The organism is Pedobacter endophyticus, assembly GCF_015679185.1.
Lineage (GTDB): Bacteria > Bacteroidota > Bacteroidia > Sphingobacteriales > Sphingobacteriaceae > Pedobacter > Pedobacter endophyticus.
Genome location: NZ_CP064939.1, coordinates 2,082,389 through 2,107,040, shown reverse-complemented (window position 1 = coordinate 2,107,040; position 24,652 = coordinate 2,082,389). Strand labels below are relative to the sequence as shown.

Annotated in this window: 15 protein-coding genes; 5 read left to right on the top strand and 10 right to left on the bottom strand. The window is 43.2% G+C overall.

Annotated elements, in window-relative coordinates:
• The first annotated feature begins 70 nt into the window (after window positions 1-70).
• Window positions 71-2,152 carry a S9 family peptidase gene (locus IZT61_RS08375; RefSeq protein ID WP_196100707.1) on the top strand — a complete coding sequence of 694 codons (2,082 nt, stop codon included), beginning with the start codon at window positions 71-73 and terminating at the stop codon, window positions 2,150-2,152.
• A gap of 837 nt (window positions 2,153-2,989) precedes the next feature.
• Here IZT61_RS08375 and IZT61_RS08370 read toward each other — a convergent pair.
• Window positions 2,990-4,624, bottom strand: a complete 1,635-nt coding sequence (locus IZT61_RS08370) for an ABC transporter substrate-binding protein (protein WP_196100706.1) — start codon at window positions 4,622-4,624, stop codon at window positions 2,990-2,992.
• A 46-nt stretch (window positions 4,625-4,670) separates the two neighbouring features.
• On the opposite strand from IZT61_RS08370, the gene IZT61_RS08365 reads away from it, so the two are divergent.
• Window positions 4,671-5,123, top strand: coding sequence for an ABC transporter substrate-binding protein (locus IZT61_RS08365; RefSeq protein ID WP_196100705.1), 453 nt, complete (start codon window positions 4,671-4,673; stop codon window positions 5,121-5,123).
• Window positions 5,124-5,575: 452 nt separating this feature from the next.
• Here IZT61_RS08365 and IZT61_RS08360 read toward each other — a convergent pair whose 3' ends face one another.
• The 9 genes from IZT61_RS08360 to IZT61_RS08320 form a co-directional block, all read right to left on the bottom strand.
• Window positions 5,576-7,315, bottom strand: a complete 1,740-nt coding sequence (locus IZT61_RS08360; protein WP_196100704.1) for a HAMP domain-containing sensor histidine kinase — start codon at window positions 7,313-7,315, stop codon at window positions 5,576-5,578.
• An 88-nt stretch (window positions 7,316-7,403) separates the two neighbouring features.
• On the bottom strand, window positions 7,404-8,528 hold the full coding sequence (locus tag IZT61_RS08355) for a sensor protein KdpD (RefSeq protein WP_196100703.1): 1,125 nt from the start codon (window positions 8,526-8,528) through the stop codon (window positions 7,404-7,406).
• 46 nt (window positions 8,529-8,574) lie between these two features.
• The gene (locus IZT61_RS08350) at window positions 8,575-9,645 is read right to left on the bottom strand and encodes a porin (protein WP_196100702.1); all 1,071 of its coding nucleotides are present in this window, start codon (window positions 9,643-9,645) and stop codon (window positions 8,575-8,577) included.
• Window positions 9,646-9,729: 84 nt separating this feature from the next.
• A complete protein-coding gene (gene kdpC / locus IZT61_RS08345; protein ID WP_196100701.1) occupies window positions 9,730-10,290 on the bottom strand; it encodes a potassium-transporting ATPase subunit KdpC in 561 nt (186 codons plus the stop codon).
• Between the two features lie 314 nt (window positions 10,291-10,604).
• Window positions 10,605-12,632: a potassium-transporting ATPase subunit KdpB gene (gene kdpB, locus IZT61_RS08340; RefSeq protein WP_196100700.1), complete on the bottom strand. Its 2,028-nt coding sequence runs from the start codon at window positions 12,630-12,632 to the stop codon at window positions 10,605-10,607.
• Between the two features lie 95 nt (window positions 12,633-12,727).
• Window positions 12,728-14,446 (bottom strand): potassium-transporting ATPase subunit KdpA, encoded by a 1,719-nt coding sequence (gene kdpA, locus IZT61_RS08335; RefSeq protein WP_196100699.1) that lies wholly within the window; start codon window positions 14,444-14,446, stop codon window positions 12,728-12,730.
• 4 nt (window positions 14,447-14,450) lie between these two features.
• Window positions 14,451-14,528, bottom strand: coding sequence for a potassium-transporting ATPase subunit F (locus IZT61_RS22580; RefSeq protein ID WP_196101258.1), 78 nt, complete (start codon window positions 14,526-14,528; stop codon window positions 14,451-14,453).
• Window positions 14,529-15,435: 907 nt separating this feature from the next.
• Window positions 15,436-17,022 (bottom strand): M1 family metallopeptidase, encoded by a 1,587-nt coding sequence (locus IZT61_RS08325; RefSeq protein ID WP_196100698.1) that lies wholly within the window; start codon window positions 17,020-17,022, stop codon window positions 15,436-15,438.
• Between the two features lie 241 nt (window positions 17,023-17,263).
• Window positions 17,264-18,601, bottom strand: coding sequence for a sigma-54-dependent transcriptional regulator (locus IZT61_RS08320; RefSeq protein ID WP_196100697.1), 1,338 nt, complete (start codon window positions 18,599-18,601; stop codon window positions 17,264-17,266).
• Between the two features lie 674 nt (window positions 18,602-19,275).
• On the opposite strand from IZT61_RS08320, the gene IZT61_RS08315 reads away from it, so the two are divergent.
• The 3 genes from IZT61_RS08315 (at window position 19,276) to IZT61_RS08305 (ending at window position 24,481) form a co-directional block, all read left to right on the top strand.
• Window positions 19,276-21,744 (top strand): PIG-L family deacetylase, encoded by a 2,469-nt coding sequence (locus tag IZT61_RS08315; RefSeq protein WP_196100696.1) that lies wholly within the window; start codon window positions 19,276-19,278, stop codon window positions 21,742-21,744.
• A gap of 489 nt (window positions 21,745-22,233) precedes the next feature.
• Window positions 22,234-23,925 (top strand): sodium:solute symporter, encoded by a 1,692-nt coding sequence (locus IZT61_RS08310; RefSeq protein ID WP_196100695.1) that lies wholly within the window; start codon window positions 22,234-22,236, stop codon window positions 23,923-23,925.
• A gap of 43 nt (window positions 23,926-23,968) precedes the next feature.
• Window positions 23,969-24,481: a DUF2911 domain-containing protein gene (locus IZT61_RS08305; RefSeq protein WP_317193186.1), complete on the top strand. Its 513-nt coding sequence runs from the start codon at window positions 23,969-23,971 to the stop codon at window positions 24,479-24,481.
• The last annotated feature ends 171 nt before the right edge of the window (window positions 24,482-24,652 follow it).

Genomic DNA, 24,652 nt, shown 5'->3' with positions numbered 1-24,652 from the left:
AACAACAATTCAAAGCCCTTTCCATACTTGGTTAGGGCTTTTTTTGATAATTTCCTTCAAATTTTAAAACATGACGAGAAATCTGTTTATTTTACTGTTTACCCTATTTTCGAGCCCGGTTTTCAGCCAATCTTTTTCCATTGAGGCCGTATTAAGCTATCCATTTCCGTCAGAGCTGGTAGCTTCCCAAACGGGATCGAACATTGCGTGGGCTGCAAATGAAAAGGGAAAAAGAAACATTTATATGGCAACAGCACCCGATTATAAAGTGACAAAGATTACAAATTACACCGACGACGACGGGCAAGAGCTTACGAGTTTATCTATTTCAGATGATGGCAAGTGGATTGTGTTTGTTCGCGGCGGCGATCATGGCGGCCGTGATGGCGGGCCCGTAAATGCAGGTTCGATGCCGGTAGCTCCAAAAATGCAGGTATTTGCCATTCCTTTTACTGGCGGAAATTTAATTACGATAGGGGAGGGCGACCACCCGTTAATAGCTCCTAACAGTAAGGATGTGGTTTATGCAACGGCCGGTCAAATCAAGATTGCAGCCTTAGATGGATCTGTACCGGCTAAGAATATGTTCTCCGCCAAGGGAACCAACTCCGGTTATAAATGGTCGCCCGATGGGTCAAAGCTTGCCTTTGTAAGTAACCGCAACGACCATGCTTTTATTGGCATTTATACCGATCAAAATACGCCAATTCGATGGCTGCTCCCTTCTTTTTCGAGAGATAACATGCCCGTTTGGTCGCCCGACGGAAAGGAAATTGCATTTGTAAGAACGCCCGGCGCAGGTGGTGAGCCCGATTCGATTTTGACCAGAAAACACCAGCCCTGGGCCATTTGGACAGTGAATGTAGCCACTGGAATTGGAAAGCGCATTTGGAAAGCACCCGAAACAATAAGCGGTTCTTATCCGTCTATAGCGGGAGGCGCAAACCTGCATTGGGCCGATGGACGCATCGTATTCACTTCGTACGAAGATGGCTGGCCACATTTGTATTCAATGAATCCCGATGGATCGAAAAAGATACTGCTAACGCCAGGAAATTTTGTTGTAGAAAATATCGAATTAAGCAGAGATAAGAGAACATTGGTTTTTGCCGCAAATACCGGCCTAAACGCCGACGACCTCGATAGACGACATATTTACAAGGTTTCGGTACATCGGGCCGATATGCAAGCACTGAGCTCGGGCCCGGGGATTGAAGCCAATCCGGTGGTTTCAGCTGATGGGAAACGGGTTTTTTGTTTGAGCGCTACCGCACAACGTCCGTTGTTGCCTGCACTTTTAGAAAGTAATAAATCGATCAAACTCATTGGCGAAGAGTTGATTCCAAGCGATTTTCCGACAAAAAAAATGGTTACGCCGAAACATGTACAGTTTAAGGCAGCAGATGGAAATATGGTATATGGGCAACTGTTTTCGCCCCAAAACGCAAATAGAAAACATCCCGCCATTGTTTATGTACACGGCGGCCCGCAACGCCAGATGTATTTAGGCTGGAGCCCGATGGATTATTATTCGATCGATTATGCTTTAAATCAATATTTGGTAAGCATGGGCTTCACTGTGTTGTCTGTTAATTATCGGTTGGGACTGGGTTACGGGTTCAACTTTCACAAGCCATTAAATGCAGGTGCCCAAGGTGCAGCTGAGTATCAGGATATAAAAGCTGCGGGAGAGTGGCTGGCGCAGCAACCGAACATCGATGCCACAAAGATTGGCATTTACGGAGGTTCGTACGGCGGTTATCTTACGGCTTTGGCTTTAGGAAAAGATTCGAAGTTATTTGCCGCGGGCGTTGATATTCATGGTGTAAACAACAGGTTCAGCAGCGCAGCAACAGAAGGCAGACCACCTGCGCCCGATGCCGCACTGGCCGCTAAAATTGCCCAGGAGTCGTCGCCAGTAACTTACATCAATACCTGGACATCGCCAACCTTAATCATTCATGCCGACGATGACCGGAATGTGGCTTTCGGCCAAAGCGTTGATCTGGCCAAACGTTTTGAGGATAAAAAGTTCGAGTTTGAGTTTTTGGCAATTCCTGATGATACACACCATTGGATGAAATTTTCCAACGGGGTAAAGGTAAGTGCAGCTACCGCCGATTTTTTGAAACGAAAATTGATGGGGAAGTGATTTGCAACACCTTAGTCGCCCTTAATGGTTGGTGTCCTCACCAACCAAATGTCAAACACCTTAAGTCGCCAGCGCCTTCTTTGTCACCACCTCAGGAAATCGCTTTTTAGTTTTCCTTGCTAGCCTTTTCTGTTTCTGCGTACGCTGACGACAAAACATGAGCGTTATGTTGCCACGGAAGCACGGAAAACACGGAATATTTTCAATTATTATCCGTGACTTCGGAGTTTCCGTGGCTAATTTTTTGTTGCCCGGCTTGACTTTAATTGGTCGGTGGGGACACCGACCAAGCGGTAGGCGCCCTTAGTGGTTGGCGTCCTCACCAACCAAATGTGAAACGTCCTTTCGACCAAAGTGGAGAAATCTTTGAACCTTGGATAGAGATTTCTCGGCTGCGCTCGAAAGGACGACCCTTTTAGAAGCATTTATTTTATTTTTTTATTGGTCGGTGAGGACACCGACCAAGGGTAGGCTCCCTTAATTATTAGTGTCCTCAACAACCAAATGTGAAAGATTTCTCCGTTCCGCTACGCTACAGTCGAAAGGACGACTTAGTTATAAACGCCGTTCAATTAATTTTTATGCAATAAATTAAATTACCATTGGTATTTGACTGAATTACCGATGTTTAGTCTATGTGTTAGCCGAATGAATGAAACACGAACTATGAACGGTCGTCATCCTTCCCGAAGCTTCGGGAGGGATCTTAATGCACAAAAACTTGGCCGCCTTGCATTAGAATTCCCGCCTGCGCGGGAAAGATGACAAGGATGATAAATGTCACTCATATTTAATTTTAATGCATTAACTCTAAACCAGCCTCAAAAGCATCTATAATTAGTTTTTCTGAATCCGTTTCAAGATCATCAAGCTCAAAGGATTAAAAGAATATCCGCTAATATTGTTTTGAAGCATAACCACCGACTGATCGTAAAATAACGGTACAACCGGAGAATTATCCATCACCAATTGATCCATTTTGCGGTACAATTCGAAACGCTTTTCGTCGTCGGCCTCGTAATAGCTCTGTTCAAACAGCCTATCGAAATCCTTATTGTAAAAAGCAAAATAGTTCGGTCCGTTAGGCACCTTATTCTTGGAGTAAAACATCGAGAGGAAATTCTCGCCATCTGCATAATCCGCCAGCCATGATCCCCTAAAAAAATTAACATGGTTTTTGGACATCAAATCCCTCAGGCTTGCACTCGGACTCACATCAATTTTCGTCTTTATACCAACGGCTGTAAGTTCACCCTGAATAAATTCAATCAAATCTTTATACGTTGTGGTAGTGTTCAGGGTAATTTCGGGCAAGCCCCTACCTTCAGGGAAACCCGCTTCTCTTAACAAATTGGCGGCTTTTGTGGGGTTATAAACATAACCGCGAACTGCTGTGCTATCAAACCCCGGCATCCCTTTGGGGATAAAGCCCGAGGTAGCCGCGATACCAATTCCGTTGCGCAAGTACTTGATCAGTTTATCGCGATCGATCGAGTAATTTATCGCCTGTCTGATTTTTTTAATGCGCAAAGGCGAGTTTTTTACAATAGCTAAATTCGTATCAACCAATATCCCAACGTACTCGGTACATAAATATGGGCTTTTCGTTACCGTAAACTTTCCTTTATACTTTGCACTCATTTTGCCACTTTTCGTAAGGATATCGTCGCGGTAACTCCCGTCAACGTTGTAATAAAAATCGAGGTCTTTTTTTACGAAACTCATGAAGCCGCTTTGCTTATCGGTTATAAAAGTGGCTTTCACAGCGTCTAAATAGGGTAGGGGCGTTCCTTTTTCATCTTTCTCGAAATAATGGTCATTTTTTAGGAGCACCAAAATTTCGCCCTCTTTCCAATATTTAAATCGAAACGGGCCCGTTCCCACTGGGTGGCTTCTAAAGTCCTTTCCATAGTGTTCTACAACTTCTTTGGGCACAACCGAGCAATACTGGGTGGTAAGCAGATTCATAAATGGCGGAAATGGCCGAACAAGCTGGATCTGAAATGTCGTATCGTTTAGGGCTACAAAACTGTGCTGATCTTTTACTTTATCGCTAAAAATCCATCCGCCCGATGAAGCCACCTTGGGGTCGATGAGGCGATAGAAACTGTAAGCAAAATCGCTGGCTACAACTTTTCGCCCTTTGCCATTTTTAAAAATCGGATCGTCGTGAAAAAAAACGTCGTTCCTTAAATGGAAAGTGTAAGTGAGTGCATCTGGCGAAACCTTCCAACTTTTTGCAATGCATGGAACGGTTTTTAACGAATCGTTAATTTGAACCAATCCATTAAAAATCTGGTTGGTCATCCAAATTGCATTCTGGTTTCGGGCAAAAGCCGGATCGATTGACGTTAAACCTTGATCGAGATTAATATTGAAGACTTTTTTGTCCTTATTGTTTGTGTTTTTGGTACATGAAATAAATATTATACTGCAAAAAATCCAAAATATATACTTAAATGAGCCTCGCATGAGTGTAGGAATGTTATTTTTGCACAAATTAATAAATTTAATGCAGATGTCTTTTTTAAACGAGTTATTTATTGGCCTTGATACCGCTCAGCAAGAAGAATTACAGGAACGTTTGGATTTGGTAGAACATAAAATTAAGTTTATGGATAAAATGCCGGTGGCCTGCTTAGATGCCGCGAACAATTCGAATTATTTGCTGGCCGAAGAAATTGCAATGGCAGGAGGGATGCTTGAAACAGACATTTTAGGCGCTGCATTTATCATTTATTATGAACCCGGCAAAACCTTAACCGACCTGATGCGGGAAGTGCCCGCCGTTTTAAACCCCGAATGGCAAGCGGTAAAGAATAATAGGATCATTTTGCTAAACGATGATGTAAACAGAAGCCGAACGGCCGAAAATGTGGTAGCGTTAATAGAAGATATTGCCGAGATGCTGCACCCCGGTTCGTTCATTTTTGGCCACGAGGGCGATAAGTGGATTAGGTTTGGCGCTTAATCTCGTCGTGTTAATCCAATTTCATTTAGTTGGGATAAAAGCAATCGAAGACTTTTCGATAGAAAAAATCTACAGACATTTGCCCTTCGACTAAGCCTGTATTGAGCCTTTCGTCTACGCTCAAGATAAACTCCAGTCGAAATGCTCAGGGTGACAATGTTTCTTAGTTTTATCCTTAACTAAACGATATTGGCGGCTGTTATCATCGATGTTTTTCGAAAACAACACAAAAATCGTCATTTCGAGCGTAGCCGAGAAATCTTTGAACCTGGCTTTGTTCAAAGATTTCTCCTCCAAAGGAGCTCCTTTGGAGCACTTCGGTCGAAATGACGACCCCCATCAGAGCGTGCACTAATCCCAACAGCATCGTCACTTCCTATTGATTTTTTTCGCTAAAAAATGGAAGTTCAGGCTGACAATATTTCTTCGTTTTAACTAAACAACATTGCCTATCAACCCACAGCGGGCAAGCGGAAACTAAATCGGCTTCCTTCGCCAATTGCACTATCAACCCAGATTATCCCATTTTCAGCTTCGATAAAATCTTTCGAAATGGCCAGCCCCAATCCTGATCCCGATTTGTTCTGGCCATCGGTCGGTACCTGAAAGTAGCGATCGAACAAGCGTTTCTGGTACTTTTCATCTATCCCTTTGCCAAAGTCTTTCACTGAAAACTGAACATATTGATCCTTTTCAAAAACATCGATAATTACCGTCGATTTTTCGCCGCTGTAACGTAAAGCATTCGACAAGAAATTAACCAGCACCCAAACCGTTTTTTGAACATCGGCATTTACCTTGGGCAAATTTTCGTTGCAATTTAGGCTTAGCTGAATTGATTTTTGTTCGGCCTGAAGCTTTACGGCATCAATGGCAAACTTCGCAATAGCTTCGGGAGCCGCAATGTCGAATGTGAGTTTAAGGTTTCCCGTTTCAACCTGCGAAAGATCGAGCAATTCGCCCGTAATTTTCAATAGTCGGTCGCTATCTTCGCGGATGTGGGTCAAAAGCTGAATCTGTTCATCATTCATCGCACCAATTCGTTCATCATTTAATAACTTCAAGCTCATTTTAATCGACGATAGTGGCGTTTTCAGTTCGTGCGAAACCGTCGCAATGAAATTGGTTTTGGCTTCATCCAATTCCTTAAACTGCGTAATGTTTTTTAAGATGTACACGCTTCCGGCAGATTTTGAGGCCGCCACAAGCGCTTGTTCATCTTGTTCGCCATAAACAGGAATAACGATTTCGCGATCCTCGAGCAGAAAATACGATTCCTTGTTATCTGCGTAAATTTTTAGGGTCTTATCCCCAGTGTCGGGGCTGATGATGCGTTTGAGCAACTCGTTCTTTTTAATTAGTTCGGCAACATTTTGGCCAATCGCTTTTTTCTCGTCAAGGTTCATCAACTTCGCCGCTAACTGGTTCAAAAACAGCACTTCACCCTTCTCATTTAAACCGATAATGGCATCCTGCATTTGGGCAATGATGGCTTCGATACGCGATTTTTCAGATTTGAGCTTAGAAAGATTGCTGTTTTCCCATTCGTTCAGTTTCACCACCATGCCATTAAAAGCTTCGGCCAGTTCAGTAAACTCATCGTCGTTTTTAAAGTGCAGGCGCTGTTTGTAGTTCTTTTTGCCAATTTGTTTAATGGCGTCGGTAAATTCCGCTAACGGATTGGCTACGAAACCGGGAAAATTAACAATGAACACAAATAAAATCAGAAAGCTGAACAGTGCGGCAATTGAAATATAAAGATTGGCCCGTACCGAACTTGCGTTTGCCAATTCGTTTTTGGCATATATGGCCTGCAAATTAATTTGTTCAATCTGTTGAAGCGTGCTGCGTAACGTGCGCATGTTTCCGTTAGTAAAACCCCGTTGTAAAGCTTGGTACGCTGATGCCAACCGCCGAACAGCGATTTTTTCGCCATCCTCGGTTATATTTTTACTTTCCTCGGTTAAGTTCTTCTCAAATTTTTTAGCATCTTGAATAGGCAGCGGGAAAGTGTTTTTATCAATTATATTCCGCATGGCGGATACGTACTGCAACGATTTATAATTGTCTTTTAGAATCACTTTCGACTTATCAGAAAGCTCGTTCAAAAAGAATATAGCGATTAATCCAAACGATAAAACGACTATAAAGAGGAAGCCGAATCCGAGACGGAGCTTGGTTTTTATTTTCATGGTTTCTTGTATTTAATTTCAGTTAGTGCTTTAAAATATAGCTACTCCAAAAAGCATGATATAGGCGTAAATAGGGCAATAATTCATTTTAAGAAAGCACAACCAAATCAATATCTTTTGCGGCTAAATTACGCAACAGTTGGTTAAAAATTGCTGTTCTGATAATTACCTGAAAGATATTTAAATGTGGCTTGCCGATGCAAATTGTGCTGATTTCTTTGTCGGCAGCCACATCAATGATCGTTTCTGTAATTCGGTTGCTTTTCAGCTTCATCACCTCTGCCCCGAGCGTTGTTGCCAGCTTAAAATGGTTAATTAAATGCCGCTGCTTATCCAGTTTAATCCTATCGAAACGCTCGGCATCGCTTTGTACATACAGCACAATCCATGGCGAGCGATAGTAGGAGGCCAGCCGGGCCGTTTTTCTGATTACGACGCCAGCAGTTTCCGGGTTCGATGATATACACGCCAGAAACCTTTCCTTGCGCAGTTTTACCGACTTCGGAATTTCAGTCTGAATTTTCCTTTCCAGTTGATGAACAGCTTCCTTCAGTGCCAGTTCTCGCAGTTGCAAAATCTTATCCACTTGAAAAAAGTTGGTTAATGCCGAATTGATCTTATCCTTTGCATAAATTTTGCCTTCCTTAAGCCGGCCAATTAGCTCGTCAGCCGCTAAATCGATGTTGACAAGCTCATCGGCCATTTCCAAAATCTTATCAGGAACCCGTTCAGTAACAACCACGCCGGTAATTTGGCCGATTTCTTCGTTTATACTTTCGAGGTGCTGAATATTTACCGCAGAAATTACACTGATTCCGGCTTCCAGCAAATCGTAAACATCTTGCCAGCGCTTACTGTTCTTGCTGCCGTGGCTATTGCTGTGCGCCAATTCGTCTACCACTACAATTTCGGGGTGCCGATTCAAAATGCCGCTTAAATCCATTTCTTCAATCTCCTTGCCACGGTAAAAGATTTTCTTTCGTGGGAGCACCGGTAAGCCCTCCAGCATGGCCTCTGTTTCGGCTCTTTTATGTGTTTCTATATAACCAATGCAGATATCGACGCCATTGCGCAAGAGTGCTCGCGAATCTTGCAGCATTCGATAGGTTTTGCCTACACCGGGGCTCATTCCGAGGTAAATTTTCAGTTTTCCCTTCCGCGATTTTTGAACCAGTTCAAGGAAATGCTTAACGGAATCATCTTTTTCTTGCATGGTGATGTGTTTTTATTAGGCCAAATAAGAGGCTTGTATTGTGCTATCAAAAGGCTACGGCTATGCTTGCAGTAAGTGTAGTGTTTGCATTTACTACGCTGTTTTCACGTTCGAAGATCTTATCCTTGCTATCGAATACCTTTCCCTCCACGCGAATTACGGCGTTTGCTATTGGCCAATAATCGATGTTTAACGAATATCCTTTCGTTTTAAATCCATTTGGTGTTTCCGTTGGAATAAAGATGCCGTTTTTATCCTCATAATACTCAAATCTACCTGCCACGGCCCACTTTTCGGCAAGCTTGTACTGCGCAATCAGCACCGGCGAAAGCACCTCATGCTTACCCGGTTTTCCGTTTGGTTTTTGTTGTGTGCCGTAATCAACGCCTGCTGTAACCCCAAATCTGTCTGTGAGCTGAAAAATGCCGTAAAAATTATGGTAAAACCGGGCTAAACCGACAGAATCTGCGCCTTCTGTGCCGAGGTAATTGCTGTAGTTAACGGTAATTTTTGCAGTGGGTTTCCATGCAAGCTGGACGCCGCCCGCAGGCTTATTGTTACCTACTTGCCGACTAATTCGCTGCCATCCATTAAGGTAGAGTAGGGTCGCGGTTAATTTTTTATCGTGCGTAGCATAAGTAACCTTTGCGCCCGATTCATAATAAGGTGTGTTTTCAGAAGCAATATTTCGGGTTAAAGTCCAGCAATCTTTAGAAATTGCACTTTCGAAGCCGATATGCGAGGAAAAGATGCCCGCATCAATCCAAAGATCTTCTGATTTTGAGAGTTTAAGCCCCGCGTTTGCCTCAAAAACACTTTTCAATACACCCGGTTCTGTCGCCAGGTTTGCGTTTGCATAAGTGCCGCTCATTAAGGCGAAATTCGCTCGTACTAAATCTCCGGCATAAGCCGCCTTGATAAAGGCGAGATTCAGGTTTACTTCGTTCGCTTTGTTGTGCGAATAAACAAAAGATGGACGGTTATGATCCGCCGGATTGTTGAAATCGTAGCCATAATACGCTTCGAGATAACCGGAGAATTTCAGCCCTGATTCCGTTTGCGCAAACGCACCGACGCTTATTATAATGGTTGTTATTAATAGGATGAGCTTTTTCATGTTGTTTTTTAATAGGGATGATGAAGGATTGTTCTGTGCTTTTTGGCCGGACAAGTAACTGGTTGACACAGAACGACCGATTGGTTACAAATTATCTAAGGCGAGATTCAATTTCAATACGTTTACCGAGGAAGGTCCAAATAGGCCCAAAAACGGTTTATTGGTGTTTATTGCGACCAGTTGTTTTACCTTTTCGGGGCTCGTTTTTCTTGCCTTTGCCACTCTTGCGATTTGAATAGCGGCAGCTTGTTCGGATATGTTCGGGTCTAAGCCACTGCCCGATGCCGTTACCAGATCGGCAGGGATTTCGGCAGTTTTCAAACCCGGATTATATTTCAGTAACGTGTCAATTCTCGATTGAACATCTTTTAAATAATCGCGATTTGTAGGGCCTTTGTTCGAGCCTGCAGAGCCGGCAGCATTATAATTTGCAGCAGAGGGGCGGCCCCAGAAATATTGCGGTTTGCTAAATGATTGGCCCAGCAATGCATAGCCAACGGTTTTACCGTTTTTGATCAGTTTTTCGCCGCCACCGCCGCCTTTGGCAAACTTGCCAGCTAAGGAAATGGTAACGGGATAAATGATGCACAAAAGCACGATTAAAACTAAGGTTAAGCGGAGGGATGGAATGATGTATTTTTTCATGATATTGTATTTTTATGTGTTTGTTATTTCACTGTTTTTTTGTTAAGGTGCCGAGTTGAGGTATTGATGACGGCGGTATGAACGATCGTCATTCCCGCGCAGGCGGGAATCTTAAAACTTTGGCCTTAAGATCCCCAGTCAAGCTGAGGATGACGACTGTTCATGGTTCGCGTTAATCGTTCTATTGCTTAAAGTTAGGTGGCTAATTGAAAATACGTAAATCGCAGGTACAGCCAGTCCCAACCCTTTTTTGCAATGCGGTTCTGACGTTCTGCATTTCATCGCCTGCGGATCCTTCCTGCCCCTCTGCCGTGCTAAACCAAAAGCCCAATGACTAAATCAATTAATTTAATGCCGATAAAAGGCGCTACAATTCCTCCGATGCCGTAGATAAACAGGTTTCTTCGCAGCAATGCCGAAGCGCCGATCGGCTTATACGACACGCCTTTGAGGGCCAGCGGAATCAGGATTGGAATAATAATGGCATTGAAGATTACAGCCGACATAATTGCGCTTTCTGGCGTATGCAGCCCCATAATATTAAGGTGTTGCAATGCCGGGATGGAAGCAATAAACAATGCGGGAACAATGGCAAAGTACTTAGCCACATCATTGGCGATAGAGAAAGTGGTTAAAGTTCCGCGGGTAATCAAAAGCTGCTTCCCAATTTCAACAATCTCAATTAGCTTTGTCGGGTCATTGTCCAGATCGACCATGTTGCCCGCCTCCTTTGCGGCCTGGGTTCCACTATTCATCGCTACACCAACATCGGCCTGGGCCAGTGCAGGGGCATCGTTTGTACCATCGCCCATCATGGCAACCAGTTTGCCCTTCGCTTGCTCATCTTTGATGTAGTTCATTTTGTCTTCGGGCTTCGCTTCCGCAATAAAATCGTCTACACCCGCTTTTTCCGCAATATATTTGGCCGTTAAAGGGTTATCGCCCGTTACCATTACGGTTTTAACGCCCATTTTGCGCAGGCGCTCAAACCTTTCGCTAATGCCCGGTTTAATTATATCCTGCAGCTCGATTACGCCCAGCGCCCGTTCATTTTCTGAAACCACTAAAGGCGTTCCGCCATTGGTAGCGATATTTCTTACGTGTGCCTCAATATCCGAAGGAAAAGTATTTTCTGCCTTTTCAACGATGGTTTTCATCGAATCAAAAGCACCTTTTCTGATGCGGATGCCGTCTGCAGTATCAAGCCCGCTCGAACGCGTTTCGGCAGTAAACTTAATGAATGTAGCGCCCTCGGGAGTGCCCGGCACCATAACGCCATGCGTATTGGCCAGTTCAATAATCGATTTGCCCTCAGGAGTTTCATCAGCCAGCGAGCTCAACACGCAGGCATTTGTAAAAACCTGAAGAGATACCCCATTTGCGGGATAAAAGTTGGTGGCCTTACGGTTGCCGATGGTTATCGTTCCGGTTTTATCAAGCAAAAGCACATCGATATCGCCTGCAGTTTCTACGGCCTTGCCCGATTTTGTAATCACGTTTGCCCGCAAGGCCCGGTCCATTCCGGCTATGCCTATGGCCGACAATAAGCCGCCAATTGTGGTCGGAATTAAGCAAACGAAAAGCGAAATCACTGCGGCAATAGTAATTGGTGTATTGGCATAATCGGCAAATGGTTTTAAGGTTACACAAACGATGATAAATACCAGCGTAAAACTTGCCAAAAGGATGGTAAGGGCAACTTCGTTTGGTGTTTTTTGGCGCGACGCACCTTCAACCAGGGCAATCATTTTATCTAAAAAACTTTCGCCGGGTGCGGTGCTTACTTGCACTTTAATCTCATCTGATAAAACCTTTGTTCCACCGGTAACCGACGATTTATCGCCTCCCGATTCACGAATTACAGGTGCAGATTCGCCAGTAATGGCCGATTCATCGATGGTGGCAATGCCTTCAATAATTTCTCCATCGGTTGCAATGATATCGCCGGGTTCGCAAATAAATACATCGCCTTTTTTCAACTGGTTCGAAGAAACAATTGCTGTTGTTCCATTGGGCAGAAGAATTTTTGCGGGTGTTTCTTCGCGGGTTTTTCGTAAGCTATCGGCTTGCGCTTTTCCTCTGGCCTCTGCTATAGCCTCGGCAAAGTTGGCAAATAGCACCGTAGCCAGCAGTACAAGAAATATGAAGAAATTGTACCAGGGTGAACCTTGTTCGCTGTGACCGAAAGAATAGGCGGTAACATAAGCCATAATCAGCGTACCGATTTCGACCGTAAACATCACCGGGTTGCGAACCATTATCCGCGGATCGAGTTTGATAAGCGATTGCTTTAATGCGGTTTGCACCAGGGCAGGTTCGAACAATTTATTATTAGGTTTCATTTTTTTTGGTAATTACAGTTGGAATAATTTTAATTTTATTACAGTTTGTTGAAAATTCGGCACGATTGCTTCGTTGAGTAGCGCCAACAACTACGCTAATGCGGCATCGAAAAATACTCTGCCAAGGGACCGAGTGCCAAAGCTGGAAAGTAAGACAGGGCATTTAACACCAGGATCACGGCAAAAGTCATTAGGGCGAACGTTTTGGTATCTACTTTTAGCGTACCCACCGACTCGGGGATATATTTTTTGGCCCCCAGAAGCCCTGCAATTGCAATGGGGCCTATAATTGGCAAAAAGCGACCAAGAAAAATGATGACTCCGGTGAGCACATTCCAGAAAACGTTATTATCGGATAAACCCTCAAAACCGGAGCCGTTATTGGCATTGGACGAAGTGACCTCGTAAAGCATTTCAGAAAAGCCGTGGAAACCCGGGTTGTTCAGCCAGTTTTTTGGTTGTACCGTCCAATTTGCATCGCCGCTGTTGTTGAATACATAACTTGCAATTGCGGTGCCGCCGAGGATTAACAGGGGGCTGAGCAGGGTTATAATTGCGGCAATTTTAATTTCCCGGGCCTCTACCTTATGGCCTAAAAACTCTGGTGTTCTGCCAACCATCAACCCTGAAATAAAAACGGCGATAATTAAATAAATGAAATAGTTTAGCAACCCTACACCACAACCGCCGTAAAAACCATTAATCATCATAGCCAAAAGTTGCCACAAACCTGTTAACGGCATCGTGCTGTCGTGCATTCCATTTACCGAACCTGTTGATATAATGGTGGTTACGGTGCTCCAGTAGGCGGTAGCGGCAGGCCCAAAGCGAACTTCCTTACCTTCCATGGCTCCGGTTGTTTGCGAAATGCCAAGTTTGGCAAGCTCAGTACTTCCAGCGAGTTCAGCGCTTAAGGTTGGAATCAAAAGCATAAACAATCCGATGGTCATTACCCCAAAAATTGTCCAGCCCAGCTTTCTCCTTCCAATAAAATAACCAAAAGCAATAACCATGGCCATCGGAATGATTACCTGCGCAATCATTTCCAACATATTTGTCAGATAATTGGGGTTTTCGAACGGGTGCGCCGAGTTTACGCCGAAGTAGCCGCCGCCATTAGTGCCCAAATGTTTAATGGCAATCATCTGCGCTGCCGGGCCACGCGAAACGTTTACCGTATCGCCTTGAACCGAAATAAATTGGTCTTTTGCATCGTAACTTGCCGGCGTGCCATTAAAGGTTAAAATTAAGGCTATAACTATCGATATTGGCAATAACAGCCTTGTAATCGATTTAACAAAAAACACCCAGAAATTGCCCAGTTGAATTGCTGTTTTATCTTTGAAAGCCTTAAACAACACAACTGCGGCGGCAATTCCGGTGGCCGCACTTACAAATTGCAGAAACATTAAAACGAATTGCTGCGTAAGATAAGTTACCCCGCTCTCGCCCGAATAGTGTTGCAAATTACAGTTGGCTACAAAACTGATGATGGTGTTAAAGGCCAGATCTGCAGACATACCTAGGTTTCCATCTGGATTGAGTGGAAGTTTCCCCTGCCCTAAAAGCATGAAAAAACCGTAGATCAACCAGAGAAAATTGAGGGTTAACAGCGCCTTTAAGTGTTTTTTCCAGTTCATTTCTTCCTTAATATTGATGCCCGAAAGTTTGTAAATCAAGCTTTCGAACGGTTGTAGAAAGTCTGTCCAGACCTTTTCACCTGCAAACACCTTGGCCAGGTACTTGCCCAACGGAACTGCAATGGCTAAGGTGAGTAGAAAAGTGGCAACGATGCCAATGATTTCAGTGTTCATTTTATTAAAATTTTTCTGGTTTGATCAGTACGTAAATCATATAGATGAATACGCAGACTGCTGTGATGAATAGTGCTAACATGGCTTTAGATTTTTTCGAACCAATCGATTGATTTGTAAGTTGCCCAACAGAGCAAAAAGAGAATTAGAATAAGAATCATAATTTTTCTGTTTTGAAATGCCTATTGCCAACTGTCGTGCCGAATTAGTGTTTTATATTGTAATCAGCTGTTAAACAGGTATTTGCGGTGTGTTGTGCGGTGAATGGAATATTTAGAAACAAAAAAACCTTTCCATTTTGGAAAGGTTTTTATCGTTTTGGTAGGTACCGTTAGAAAAACAAAGAAGTTGAGGCGACAGGTTAAACGCTGTCATCGTGAGTTTTAATTTATTGCATAAAAATCAATATCAGTGACGTTATTTTTTAGAATAAATGTTCAGAATATGGCTAAGAGAGGTCGTCTTTTCGAGCGTAGCCGAGAACCACGAAGTGCTCAGCGCAGCTAAATCTTTCATGTAAAGTTCAAAGATTTCTCCTCCGTAGGAGCTCCTATGGAGCACTTCCGTCGAAATGACGATTTTTTTAACGTCAATAGTAGTGCCCGCCTAAACGGACGGGCCGACAACGATGGATCCGCAAGCGATGAAACACACAACGCTAACAAAAAGGGGAGTGAATGGGTGAGATCGGTAAGGGGGTGCTTCCCGAAAACTCGGAACAGGCTGTTTCTACCATTGGCGTTGTTTACTAGTTAGTTGAAATAGAGCTACTTAGCCTATGAGTTAGCCCAATGAATGAACACCAACTATGAACGGTCGTCATCCTCAGCTTGACTGAGGATCTTAATGCTAATGCTTCTGCTCTCGCTTTAAGATACCCGCCTTCGCGGGAATGACGACGGCTTTAATAACGTCACGCCATATTGATTTTTTCCAAAAAAAATATCCCTCAGCATGACAAAATCTCCCTACGCCATCATTCATGCCGTTTAATTTTTAAACTTGCCCTTTTGGTTCAACAAGTCGAAATATTTATCGAGGTTAAAACCTAACGATTTTTCCATAGATGCTTTAAAATCAGCGGGAGTGGGGTGCTTGTTTTTCCATTCGCTGAAATAAACCTGAAAAGCTTTGTCGAATTTTTCCTGACCTACTTGTGCTTCAAGCAAGTAGAGCCAAAGTGCCGTTTTAGCATAAGAAATCAAGCCATATTCGTCAGAACTCTTGAAGTCTGCCGCTGGTGTTTCGATGGCCGACTCCATTGGCACATTTGATAGCGCCATGTATACGCTCGTCAGAAACTGGTCGGTTGGCAGTTGCTTAACCTGTTCTGGTATGGCAGCACCAAAAATGGAGTTCGATTTGTATTTTTCTGCTTCGTATCTGAATTGGTAAAAAGTATTCAAGCCCTCATCCTGCCAGGTGTGCATCCTTTCGTTACTGCCCAGCATGCTCATAAACCAATTGTGGCCAACCTCATGTGTAATTACGCCATCTAATGTCTCTTTTTTGGCGTCAGGACTAGTAATTAAGGTAATTGTGGGGTATTCCATACCACCGCTTGCATTATTTTTTGGACCTTCAATGGCTTGCACCACCGGATATTCATATTCGCCGATCCAAGCACTATATCTTTTAGTTGCATCCTTGATATAATCGATACTGTTTACCCAAAGCGTATTTTTCTTATTGTGGTAATAGCTAAAAGCATCAACGGTTTTCCCCGAAGCAAGTTTTACCGTATCATATTGAATCACCAAGTTTTTATCGGCAAACCAGGCAAAATCCGGCACATTGTTAATCGAATAAGTTAGCGTTTTGGTAGGCGCCTGCCCGAGTGGCGAGTAAAGCGCCGGTTTATTTCCTCTTTCGGCAGTGTTTTTTGCGCCGATGGTTTTGTACGAAGCCAGCTCATCCGCATTTTGCATTACGCCCGTAGCGCCAACGATATAATCAGATGGCAATGTGATGTTTACCTTGTAATTTCCGTATTCGCTGTAAAACTCGCCCATATCCAGATAAGGAAATTCGTGCCAACCATTTTTATCAAACACAGCCGGTTTTGGGTACCATTGGGTAATCATAAATTCGCTATCCGCAAAGCCCGATCTCGAAAAATAACTCGGCAGCTTGACATTAAAATCGGTAGCAATAGTGATCGAATCGCCGGGCTTTAATGGCGACGGAAGCAACACCTTTATAATATCGATGTAGTTTGGATTTGGATGCGCCTCAGTTTTAACAGTCTGTCCATTAACTTTAAAGTTTAAGCCATCGATGCTGCCGTAGGCCACATTTTTCAGTTTATCCTTGCGGGAGGCATCGTTACTAATCTGTTGAAATAGTGCCGTCGATTCGTTTTTGTAGGCATTTGGCCAAATATGGAACCAGATAAAATCGAGATTGACAGGTGAATTGTTTTTGTAAACAATGGTTTCTGATCCCTTTAGTGATTTGTCCTTATCGTTTAAAGTTACATCGATATTGTAGCTCAAATCTTGTTGGAAATAACCTTGTTGGGCAAACAGAGAAAGAGAAAAAAGGGACAGGAGAACGGTAATGAAGCTTTTTTGCATATTAAATTTTTCTTGAAAGATAGGAAAAAATGCTACAAGGCGATGAAAGTGGTTATTTTATGCTGGAGAAATTTAAGAATGATTGTCACCCTGAGCATTTCGACTGGAGTTCATCTTGAGCGTAGCTGAAAGGCTCAATACAGGTTTAGTCTAAGGGTATATGTTCCAAAAAGTCTTCGACTCCGCTCAGACTGACATCCATCATACTTAACTAAACGGCATTCGAGCGCCAGCCTCCTGCCTAAACCTCTTTAATACCGTATTCCTCAATTTTGCGGTAAAGCGTAGTCAAGCCGATGCCTAACAACCTCGAGGTTTCTGTTTTGTTTCCCTTTGTATGAATAAGAACTTTTTGAATATGCTGCTTTTCTACCTCTTGAAGACTGTAGCTGTTTTCCGCGGGAATAAATTCAAAAAATTCGGTAGGCAAAGCCGAGGCATTCAATTGGTCTCCGTCAGATAAAATGACCAACCGTTCGATTACATTCTTAAGTTCCCTGATATTTCCCTTCCAGTTATGGCGTTCAAAAAGGCTTAAAATTTTATCATCCAGCTTCAGTTGTGGCTTATTGATTTTAATAGAAAATTCTTTAAGATAGTGTTTTGCAAGTAAGGCTAAATCTGTTTTCCGATCGCGTAACGGTGGAAGCAAGATCGTAAAAACCGACAATCGGTAATACAGATCGGAGCGAAATTTACCCGTAGCTGCATCGGCCTTTAAGTCTTTATTGGTCGCGGCAATGATGCGCACATTTACCTGCTGCATGTGCGTATCGCCAACTTTGATAAAGGTTTGATTCTCGAGAACCCGCAAAAGCTTGGCCTGCAAATCGAGGCTCATTTCTCCAATTTCATCTAAAAACAAGGTGCCGCCATTCGCTTCTTCAAGCAAACCTTTTTTGTCTTTATTGGCTCCTGTAAAAGCCCCAGCCTTGTACCCAAAAAGTTCACTCTCAAGCAATTCGGGACTGAAACCACTGCAATTTAGCGCTACGAAGGGCTTCGCTGATCTTAAACTTTCGTAATGGATAGACTGTGCAAAAACTTCTTTGCCCGTACCAGTTTCTCCCAGTAACAAAACGGTAGTATCCGTTTTACTCACCTTTCTGGCTAAACCGACCGCTTCGTTTAGCGGCTTAGATTGGCCTATAATGGTGTCGAAGCTGTGTTGTTGTGAAATTTGCTTTTCCAGATCGAAAATGCGCCGCTGCAAATTGGCTTTGTCCATCGCTTTGTAAAGCAGCGGAATAATTTTATCGTTGTCGTCGCCTTTAACCAGATAATCAAAAGCACCGTTTTTTATCGCCAGCACGCCGTCGGCAATGGTTCCGTAAGCTGTTAAATTAATGATTTCTACAAAAGGCTTGATAAGTTTAATGTCTTTTACCAGTTCAACTCCATTAACGTCGGGCAACTTCACATCGCTGATCACGATACTTACGTCGTTCGTTTTTAGGAGTTTAATTCCCTCTTTTGCCGTATTTGCCTGCAAGGTTGCAAAGCCTTCCAACTCTACAATCCTCGAAAGTAAACTGCAGATTTTTTTTTCATCATCAATAATGAGCACTAAGCCGTTCATAAGCGGGATTTACGAAGCAATAATAAGGATTTGAAATTGAAACGCTGGTAATTTGAGCGAAAATTAAAGGTCAGTTATCTGATGAATATTGCAATTGTTGTTATTCATCGGATGAACCAAATTGGCATTCTTAGCGATAATTATTACGTAAAATCTGGTAACTATCGGATCATGCTTGTTCTTGCCGTCTTTCCCACGCAGGCGGTCCCGAAGCTTCGGGATTAATGCAAAATGCAATTGTAAAAGCCTTGGCGATAAGATCCTTAGCCAAGCTGCCAATGACAGACATATGAAAGATCGTCATTGCGAGGTACGAAGCAATCTCTATTCGTAAATCAAATTGCTTCGGCTCGCACACGCCCGGCCTCGCAACGACGCCTCGGTGAACAACCTGTCATCCTAACTCCTTTGTTATTTCAAAACTGATCTCTGAGGATGACGACCGTTCATAGTTGGCGCTTAGATAGCTTAACTTAATAGCATTGGGACGGGCAGGGAGCAGAGAAATCTTTCACTTATAATTCTTTAAGCCCTCAACAGTCATCCAATTAATATTTGCAGCCGGTTATTATTAATCGGATGACTAAAAACTTAATCTACTTGTACCTTTTTCGTTTCTAACGCTTCAAAATAAAAGCATTTTAGCATATTTGGAACAATACAAAGCAAATTACATGTTCAAGAAGTTATTCATTATACTCATTCCCTGTTTTTTTACCGCTGTTTGTTGGGCGCAGCAAGTCCGCCCATCCAAATCGGCAGAAATTTATAGGGAGCTGAAAACCCTCAAGCACCTGCCAAAGGTTTTGTACCTCGCAGCACACCCCGATGATGAAAATACGGGATTGCTTTCGTGGTTGATAAACGACCAGAACGTAGAAACGGCCTACTTATCATTAACCAGGGGCGATGGTGGACAAAACCTCCTTGGCACCGAACAAGGCGCAGCTTTGGGTTTAATTAGAACGCACGAACTTTTGGAAGCCCGCAAATTAGATGGTGCAAAACAGTTTTTTACCCGGGCAATCGACTTTGGCTTTTCGAAAAATACGGAAGATACCTTTAAGCAATGGGACGCCGATAGCATTACGGCCGACGTGGTTTGGGTGATCCGCAAATTTCGCCCGGATGTAATCATATGCCGTTTCCCGCCAACCGCCGCTGCCGGGCATGGTCAGCATGCGGCTTCGGCCGTGGTTGCCGAAAAGGCATTTAAGGCTGCGGGCGATAAAACAATGTTTCCGAACCAGCTAAAATATGTAAACGTTTGGCAGCCAAAAAGATTGGTTTGGAATACTTTTCGGTTCGGCTCGGTAAATACCACTTCTGAAAGCCAGCTGAAGGTTACCGTAGGCCAGTACAATGCGCAATTGGGCATGGGCTACGGCGAATTGGCCGGGCTGAGCAGAAGCTTACATAAAAGTCAGGGTGCCGGAACGCAATCTGTAGCCGGGGTTAGAACGGAATACTTCACGCCGGTTTTAGGTGAGCCCGCAAAAACCTCTTTGTTTGATAAAATTCCCATGACGTGGTCGGAAAAGGGAATTAATAACATCGACGAGCTGATTGATATTATTTTGCTTTCGTTTGATTACAACCGTCCCGACCAGAGTTTACACGGCTTACTGATGCTAAGGAAGAATATTGCCCAAATTCAAGATCCATTTCTCCGGAAAGAAAAACTTGCCGCGATTGATCAGATGATCTTGAGTTGTGCGGGTTTTATGGGAGAGGTGGTTACCAACCAGGCGGAGGTAATTGCAGGCAACAGCTATAATTTTCGGCTAAACGTAATTGCCAGATCAGCAACGCCCGTAACACTAGCGCAGGTAAACTGGATAAGTCAAACTGACCGCTTAAATAAAAGGGTAGGCGGCGATACCTTGATTACAATAGAACGGAAAATTCAAATTCCGGCCAATGCGCTGCCTACTTCACCTTATTGGTTACAAAAGCCTGCAAAAAATGCGGCCACTTACAGCGTTGCAAACGATACCTTAATCGGCTTGCCCGAAGATGAGGCCGCACTCAATGTTTCGCTGTTGTTAAAGATTGGCGACGAAAACTTTACCGTAAAGTTGCCCTTATCATTTAAAAAGCTTGATCCCGTGAAAGGCGATGTTGTAGAGCAACTCCGAGTGATTCCTGCCTTAGACTTAAGTTTTGCGGAGCCGGTTTATTTCGCCAAAGAAAAGGAGGCCCTAAAAGTTACGCTTCGTTTAAAAGCGAATAAGAACATCAATTACGGGCGTGTAACCTTTAGAATCGGAGCCACAACTGTTAAAACGTTTACGGGGATAAACCTGGCCGAGAATACCATTACCATAAAAGATTTCTTGATTCCTGCAGAAGACCTTGAGAAGATAAAGGCTGATCAAAATAAGCTTGAGGCTGTTTTTGCTGCCGAAACCAGTGAGTTTACCGATGGTCAGGTGCTCATTCAATATCCCCACCTGCCTACGCTACAATATTTTATACCTGCAACCACCTGGCTGTTAAAGGGCGACGTAAAAGTACTGGCACAAAAAGTTGGCTATATTCCCGGCGCAGGCGATTTGATTCCAGAGTTTTTGCGACAGGCCGGCTTACAGGTCGATGTTTTAGCAGAGGCCGATATTTTAGACGCGGCCAAATTAAGTACTTACGATGCCATTGTAACCGGTGTGCGGGTAATCAATACCGATAAGCGAATAAAGAACTGGCAAACAGCGTTAAATACTTACGTAGAAAACGGAGGAACTATTGTGATGCAATACAATACTTTGCAAGATATGGCCCTGCAAAATTTTGGAGTTTATCCGTTCAGCATCAGCAACAAACGGGTAACCGAAGAAAATGCAGCCGTCAAGTTTTTAGCTCCGAAGCATAAGCTGTTAACCTACCCGAATAAGATTACCAGTAACGACTTTAACGGTTGGGTGCAGGAATGCGGTACTTATTTCCCCGACAAATGGGATGCAAAATACGAACCGCTTTTTGAAATGAATGATACTGGCGAAGAGCCCTTACAAGGCGCCACTTTATATGCGAAATACGGAAAAGGCAACTTTATCTATTCGTCTTTGGCTTTTTTTAGACAATTGCCTGCAGGAAATATCGGCGCAGCAAGGCTGTTCTTCAATTTTATATCGGCGGGGAAATGATTAGTTCATTCGTTATTAGCTTATGATTTGTCAATCGCACAAAGGAGTTGCAATCGCGGTTTTTTACGTTGTCATCCTGAGGTTTAATTTTTTAGCAAAAAATCAATATGAATCATAATGCTTTTAGAGCGGAACTCATAGAAAAGGTCGTCATTTCGAGCGCAGCCGAGAAATCTCTACCCAAGATTCAAAGATTTTCGCGAAAGAACCCCTAAGCGATGGGTCCGATAGTCATTGGATGCAAACGACGAAAACCCACTGGCCAAAAGGGATTTGGTCAACTAAGAGCAGTGCGAAATCGGTAAGGGATTCTTCGTGCTCAAAATGACAAGTTTGAAAGACACTAGTATAAAAACCTGTACTTTCACGAATTTTAATGTACAAATAAATGAAAAACCACCTTAAAAACTGGAATACCTGGTACGTTTTATTGGCCCTTGCACTCATCGGTCAAATTGTGTTTTATTATCTCTTTACCAAACACTGGGCATGAGTAACATAGATTGGTTTGTACTCCTGTTTACCTTGCTGGCGGTCGTTATTTACGGTGTGTTTATCGGTCGCGGGCAAAAAAGCAATGCCTCCTACTTAAAGGCCGATAACAAAATGCCCTGGTACATTGTGCTTTTGGGTATTATGGCCACTCAAGCCAGTGCAATCACCTTTTTGTCGGCCCCGGGGCAAGCTTACACCGATGGGATGCGCTTTGTTCAGTATTATTTCGGCCTGCCATTGGCGATGATCGTAATTTGCGTTACATTCATTCCCATTTTTCAAAGGCTAAACGTTTATACGGCCTATGAGTACCTCGAAAACCGCTTCGATAAAAAGACCAGGGTGCTAACCTCCTTGCTTTTTCTGTTTAGCCGCGGCTTATCTACAGGAATCAGTATTTATGCGCCGAGCATCATTTTATCGAGCGTATTGGGCTGGAATATTTATCTTACCAATGTGCTTACGGGCGGCATCTTGCTGATATACACCTATGTTGGCGGCGCCAAGGCCATTGCCCATACCCAAAAACTTCAGTTTCTGATTATCCTCGGCACAATGGCTTTTGCAGGCTATTTACTGGTGCAGAACATGCCAAACGGAATCGGCCTTAGCGATGCACTTTACCTTGCTGGCAAATCTGGAAAGCTAAATGTAATTACTACCGAATTCGACTGGAAAGATAAATACAACATTTGGAGCGGATTGATAGGCGGGTTTTTTCTGGCGCTCTCTTACTTCGGAACCGATCAAAGCCAGGTTGGCCGATACATTACCGCCAAAGATAATACCAACGCCAAAATGGGTTTGTTGCTTAATGGTTTGGTTAAAATACCGATGCAATTTGCAATCCTGTTAATTGGGGCTTTGCTGTTCGCTTTCTTTTCCCTTAAGCCAGCGCCGATATATTTCAATGAGCATTCCTATCAATCGTTAAGAGAGAACCAACCCCAAAAGGCTGCGGAATTTGAACGAGAACATCAGGTTTTGGCACAAAGATTTAACAGTCAATCTAAGGCGATTCTTGTCCAAAAAGAAGAAAAATCCCCAGAGTTAAACGCATCGATAACCGATTTTAAGAGAACTCAGGCAGCAATCAAGGATTTGCATACCAAGGTCGAAAACGCGATCAACGCCTCAAACCTCAATGCAGAAAAGACCGATACCAATTACATCTTCCTGTATTTTGTAAAGAACACCTTGCCCGTGGGCATGATTGGCTTGCTTTTCGCTGTCATCTTTTTAGCCAGCTGGGGTTCCATATCTGCAGCTTTAAATTCATTGGCCGCTTGTTCGCTTAAGGATGTTCACCTCATTTTTAACAAAAAGGAAATAGATGATGCAACCGAATTGCGCTACAGCCGATTACACACATTGGTCTGGGGAGTTTTTTCGATCGCCGTAGCGATGTTTGCAACGCAAATGGGCTCGCTTATTGAAGCTGTGAACGTATTCGGCTCTTTATTCTATGGGCCAATTTTGGGCATTTTTCTCGTGGCTTTTTATTTTAAGAAGATCGACGGCCTGCTGGTTTTCATTTCTGCCATCTTATCAGAAATTGCGGTAATTGCCGTTTATGAGTTCGATGTAGTGTCCTTTCTATGGTTAAATGTGGTAGGTGCAGCTGCGGTAATCATTTTTTCGACGCTCGGATTATTATTTTATCAACCCAAAAGATTAAATTCGTGAACTAATAACAACAAAAACAGATAAAAATACCACTATGGAAAAAATGATTAAATCTATCGCGCTGCTTTTTACAGCAATAACGATCTCGGTAAGTTCGATGGCCCAAGATGCGAGCCAACCTAAACCAAGTCCGGCAGCCACCGCTACAGGCAAGGTAAAAGGTGCAACAATTACCATCAATTATAGCAGCCCGGCAGTAAAAGGACGTAAAATTTGGGGCGGTTTAGAAGCTTATGACAAAGTGTGGCGTGCTGGTGCAAATGAGGCTACAACCTTTGAAACCGATAAGGATATTATGGTTGAAGGCAAAGCGCTTGCAGCAGGCAAATACAGCTTCTTTTTAATCCCTAAAGAAAGCGGAACATGGACAGCCATTTTTAACAAAGAACCAAAACAATGGGGCGCTTACAAATACGAGGAATCGAAAGATGCCTTACGTGTTGATGTAAAAACCAAGCCATTAAAAGCAACGCAAGAACGTTTGGTTTACAAAATCACCAAAAGTGGTTTTTCTTTAGATTGGGATAAGATATCTGTTCCGGTAACGATTAAATAAGCAACAAAAAAGTTGATATAAAAGCCACTTCGAGAAATCGGAGTGGCTATTTTTTTTTGACAGGGGTTTAAAAAGATGGGCCTCAATGAGAGTTGACTACATAGAGCAACGTGGCTTAGCAAAAAAAACTATGTTTTTCATGTGCCTATGTGGTCGACAATTAATACTCCA

Coding starts and splice junctions, on each gene's coding strand:
- IZT61_RS22580 (WP_196101258.1), bottom strand. CDS start 14,528: ATGTTAGCACTATTCATCACAGCAGTCTGCGTATTCATCTATATGATT.
- IZT61_RS08360 (WP_196100704.1), bottom strand. CDS start 7,315: ATGAAAATAAAAACCAAGCTCCGTCTCGGATTCGGCTTCCTCTTTATA.
- IZT61_RS08325 (WP_196100698.1), bottom strand. CDS start 17,022: ATGCAAAAAAGCTTCATTACCGTTCTCCTGTCCCTTTTTTCTCTTTCT.
- IZT61_RS08350 (WP_196100702.1), bottom strand. CDS start 9,645: ATGAAAAAGCTCATCCTATTAATAACAACCATTATAATAAGCGTCGGT.
- IZT61_RS08355 (WP_196100703.1), bottom strand. CDS start 8,528: ATGCAAGAAAAAGATGATTCCGTTAAGCATTTCCTTGAACTGGTTCAA.
- IZT61_RS08320 (WP_196100697.1), bottom strand. CDS start 18,601: ATGAACGGCTTAGTGCTCATTATTGATGATGAAAAAAAAATCTGCAGT.
- IZT61_RS08375 (WP_196100707.1), top strand. CDS start 71: ATGACGAGAAATCTGTTTATTTTACTGTTTACCCTATTTTCGAGCCCG.
- IZT61_RS08365 (WP_196100705.1), top strand. CDS start 4,671: ATGTCTTTTTTAAACGAGTTATTTATTGGCCTTGATACCGCTCAGCAA.
- IZT61_RS08310 (WP_196100695.1), top strand. CDS start 22,234: ATGAGTAACATAGATTGGTTTGTACTCCTGTTTACCTTGCTGGCGGTC.
- kdpA (WP_196100699.1), bottom strand. CDS start 14,446: ATGAACACTGAAATCATTGGCATCGTTGCCACTTTTCTACTCACCTTA.
- kdpB (WP_196100700.1), bottom strand. CDS start 12,632: ATGAAACCTAATAATAAATTGTTCGAACCTGCCCTGGTGCAAACCGCA.
- IZT61_RS08370 (WP_196100706.1), bottom strand. CDS start 4,624: ATGCGAGGCTCATTTAAGTATATATTTTGGATTTTTTGCAGTATAATA.
- kdpC (WP_196100701.1), bottom strand. CDS start 10,290: ATGAAAAAATACATCATTCCATCCCTCCGCTTAACCTTAGTTTTAATC.
- IZT61_RS08315 (WP_196100696.1), top strand. CDS start 19,276: ATGTTCAAGAAGTTATTCATTATACTCATTCCCTGTTTTTTTACCGCT.
- IZT61_RS08305 (WP_317193186.1), top strand. CDS start 23,969: ATGATTAAATCTATCGCGCTGCTTTTTACAGCAATAACGATCTCGGTA.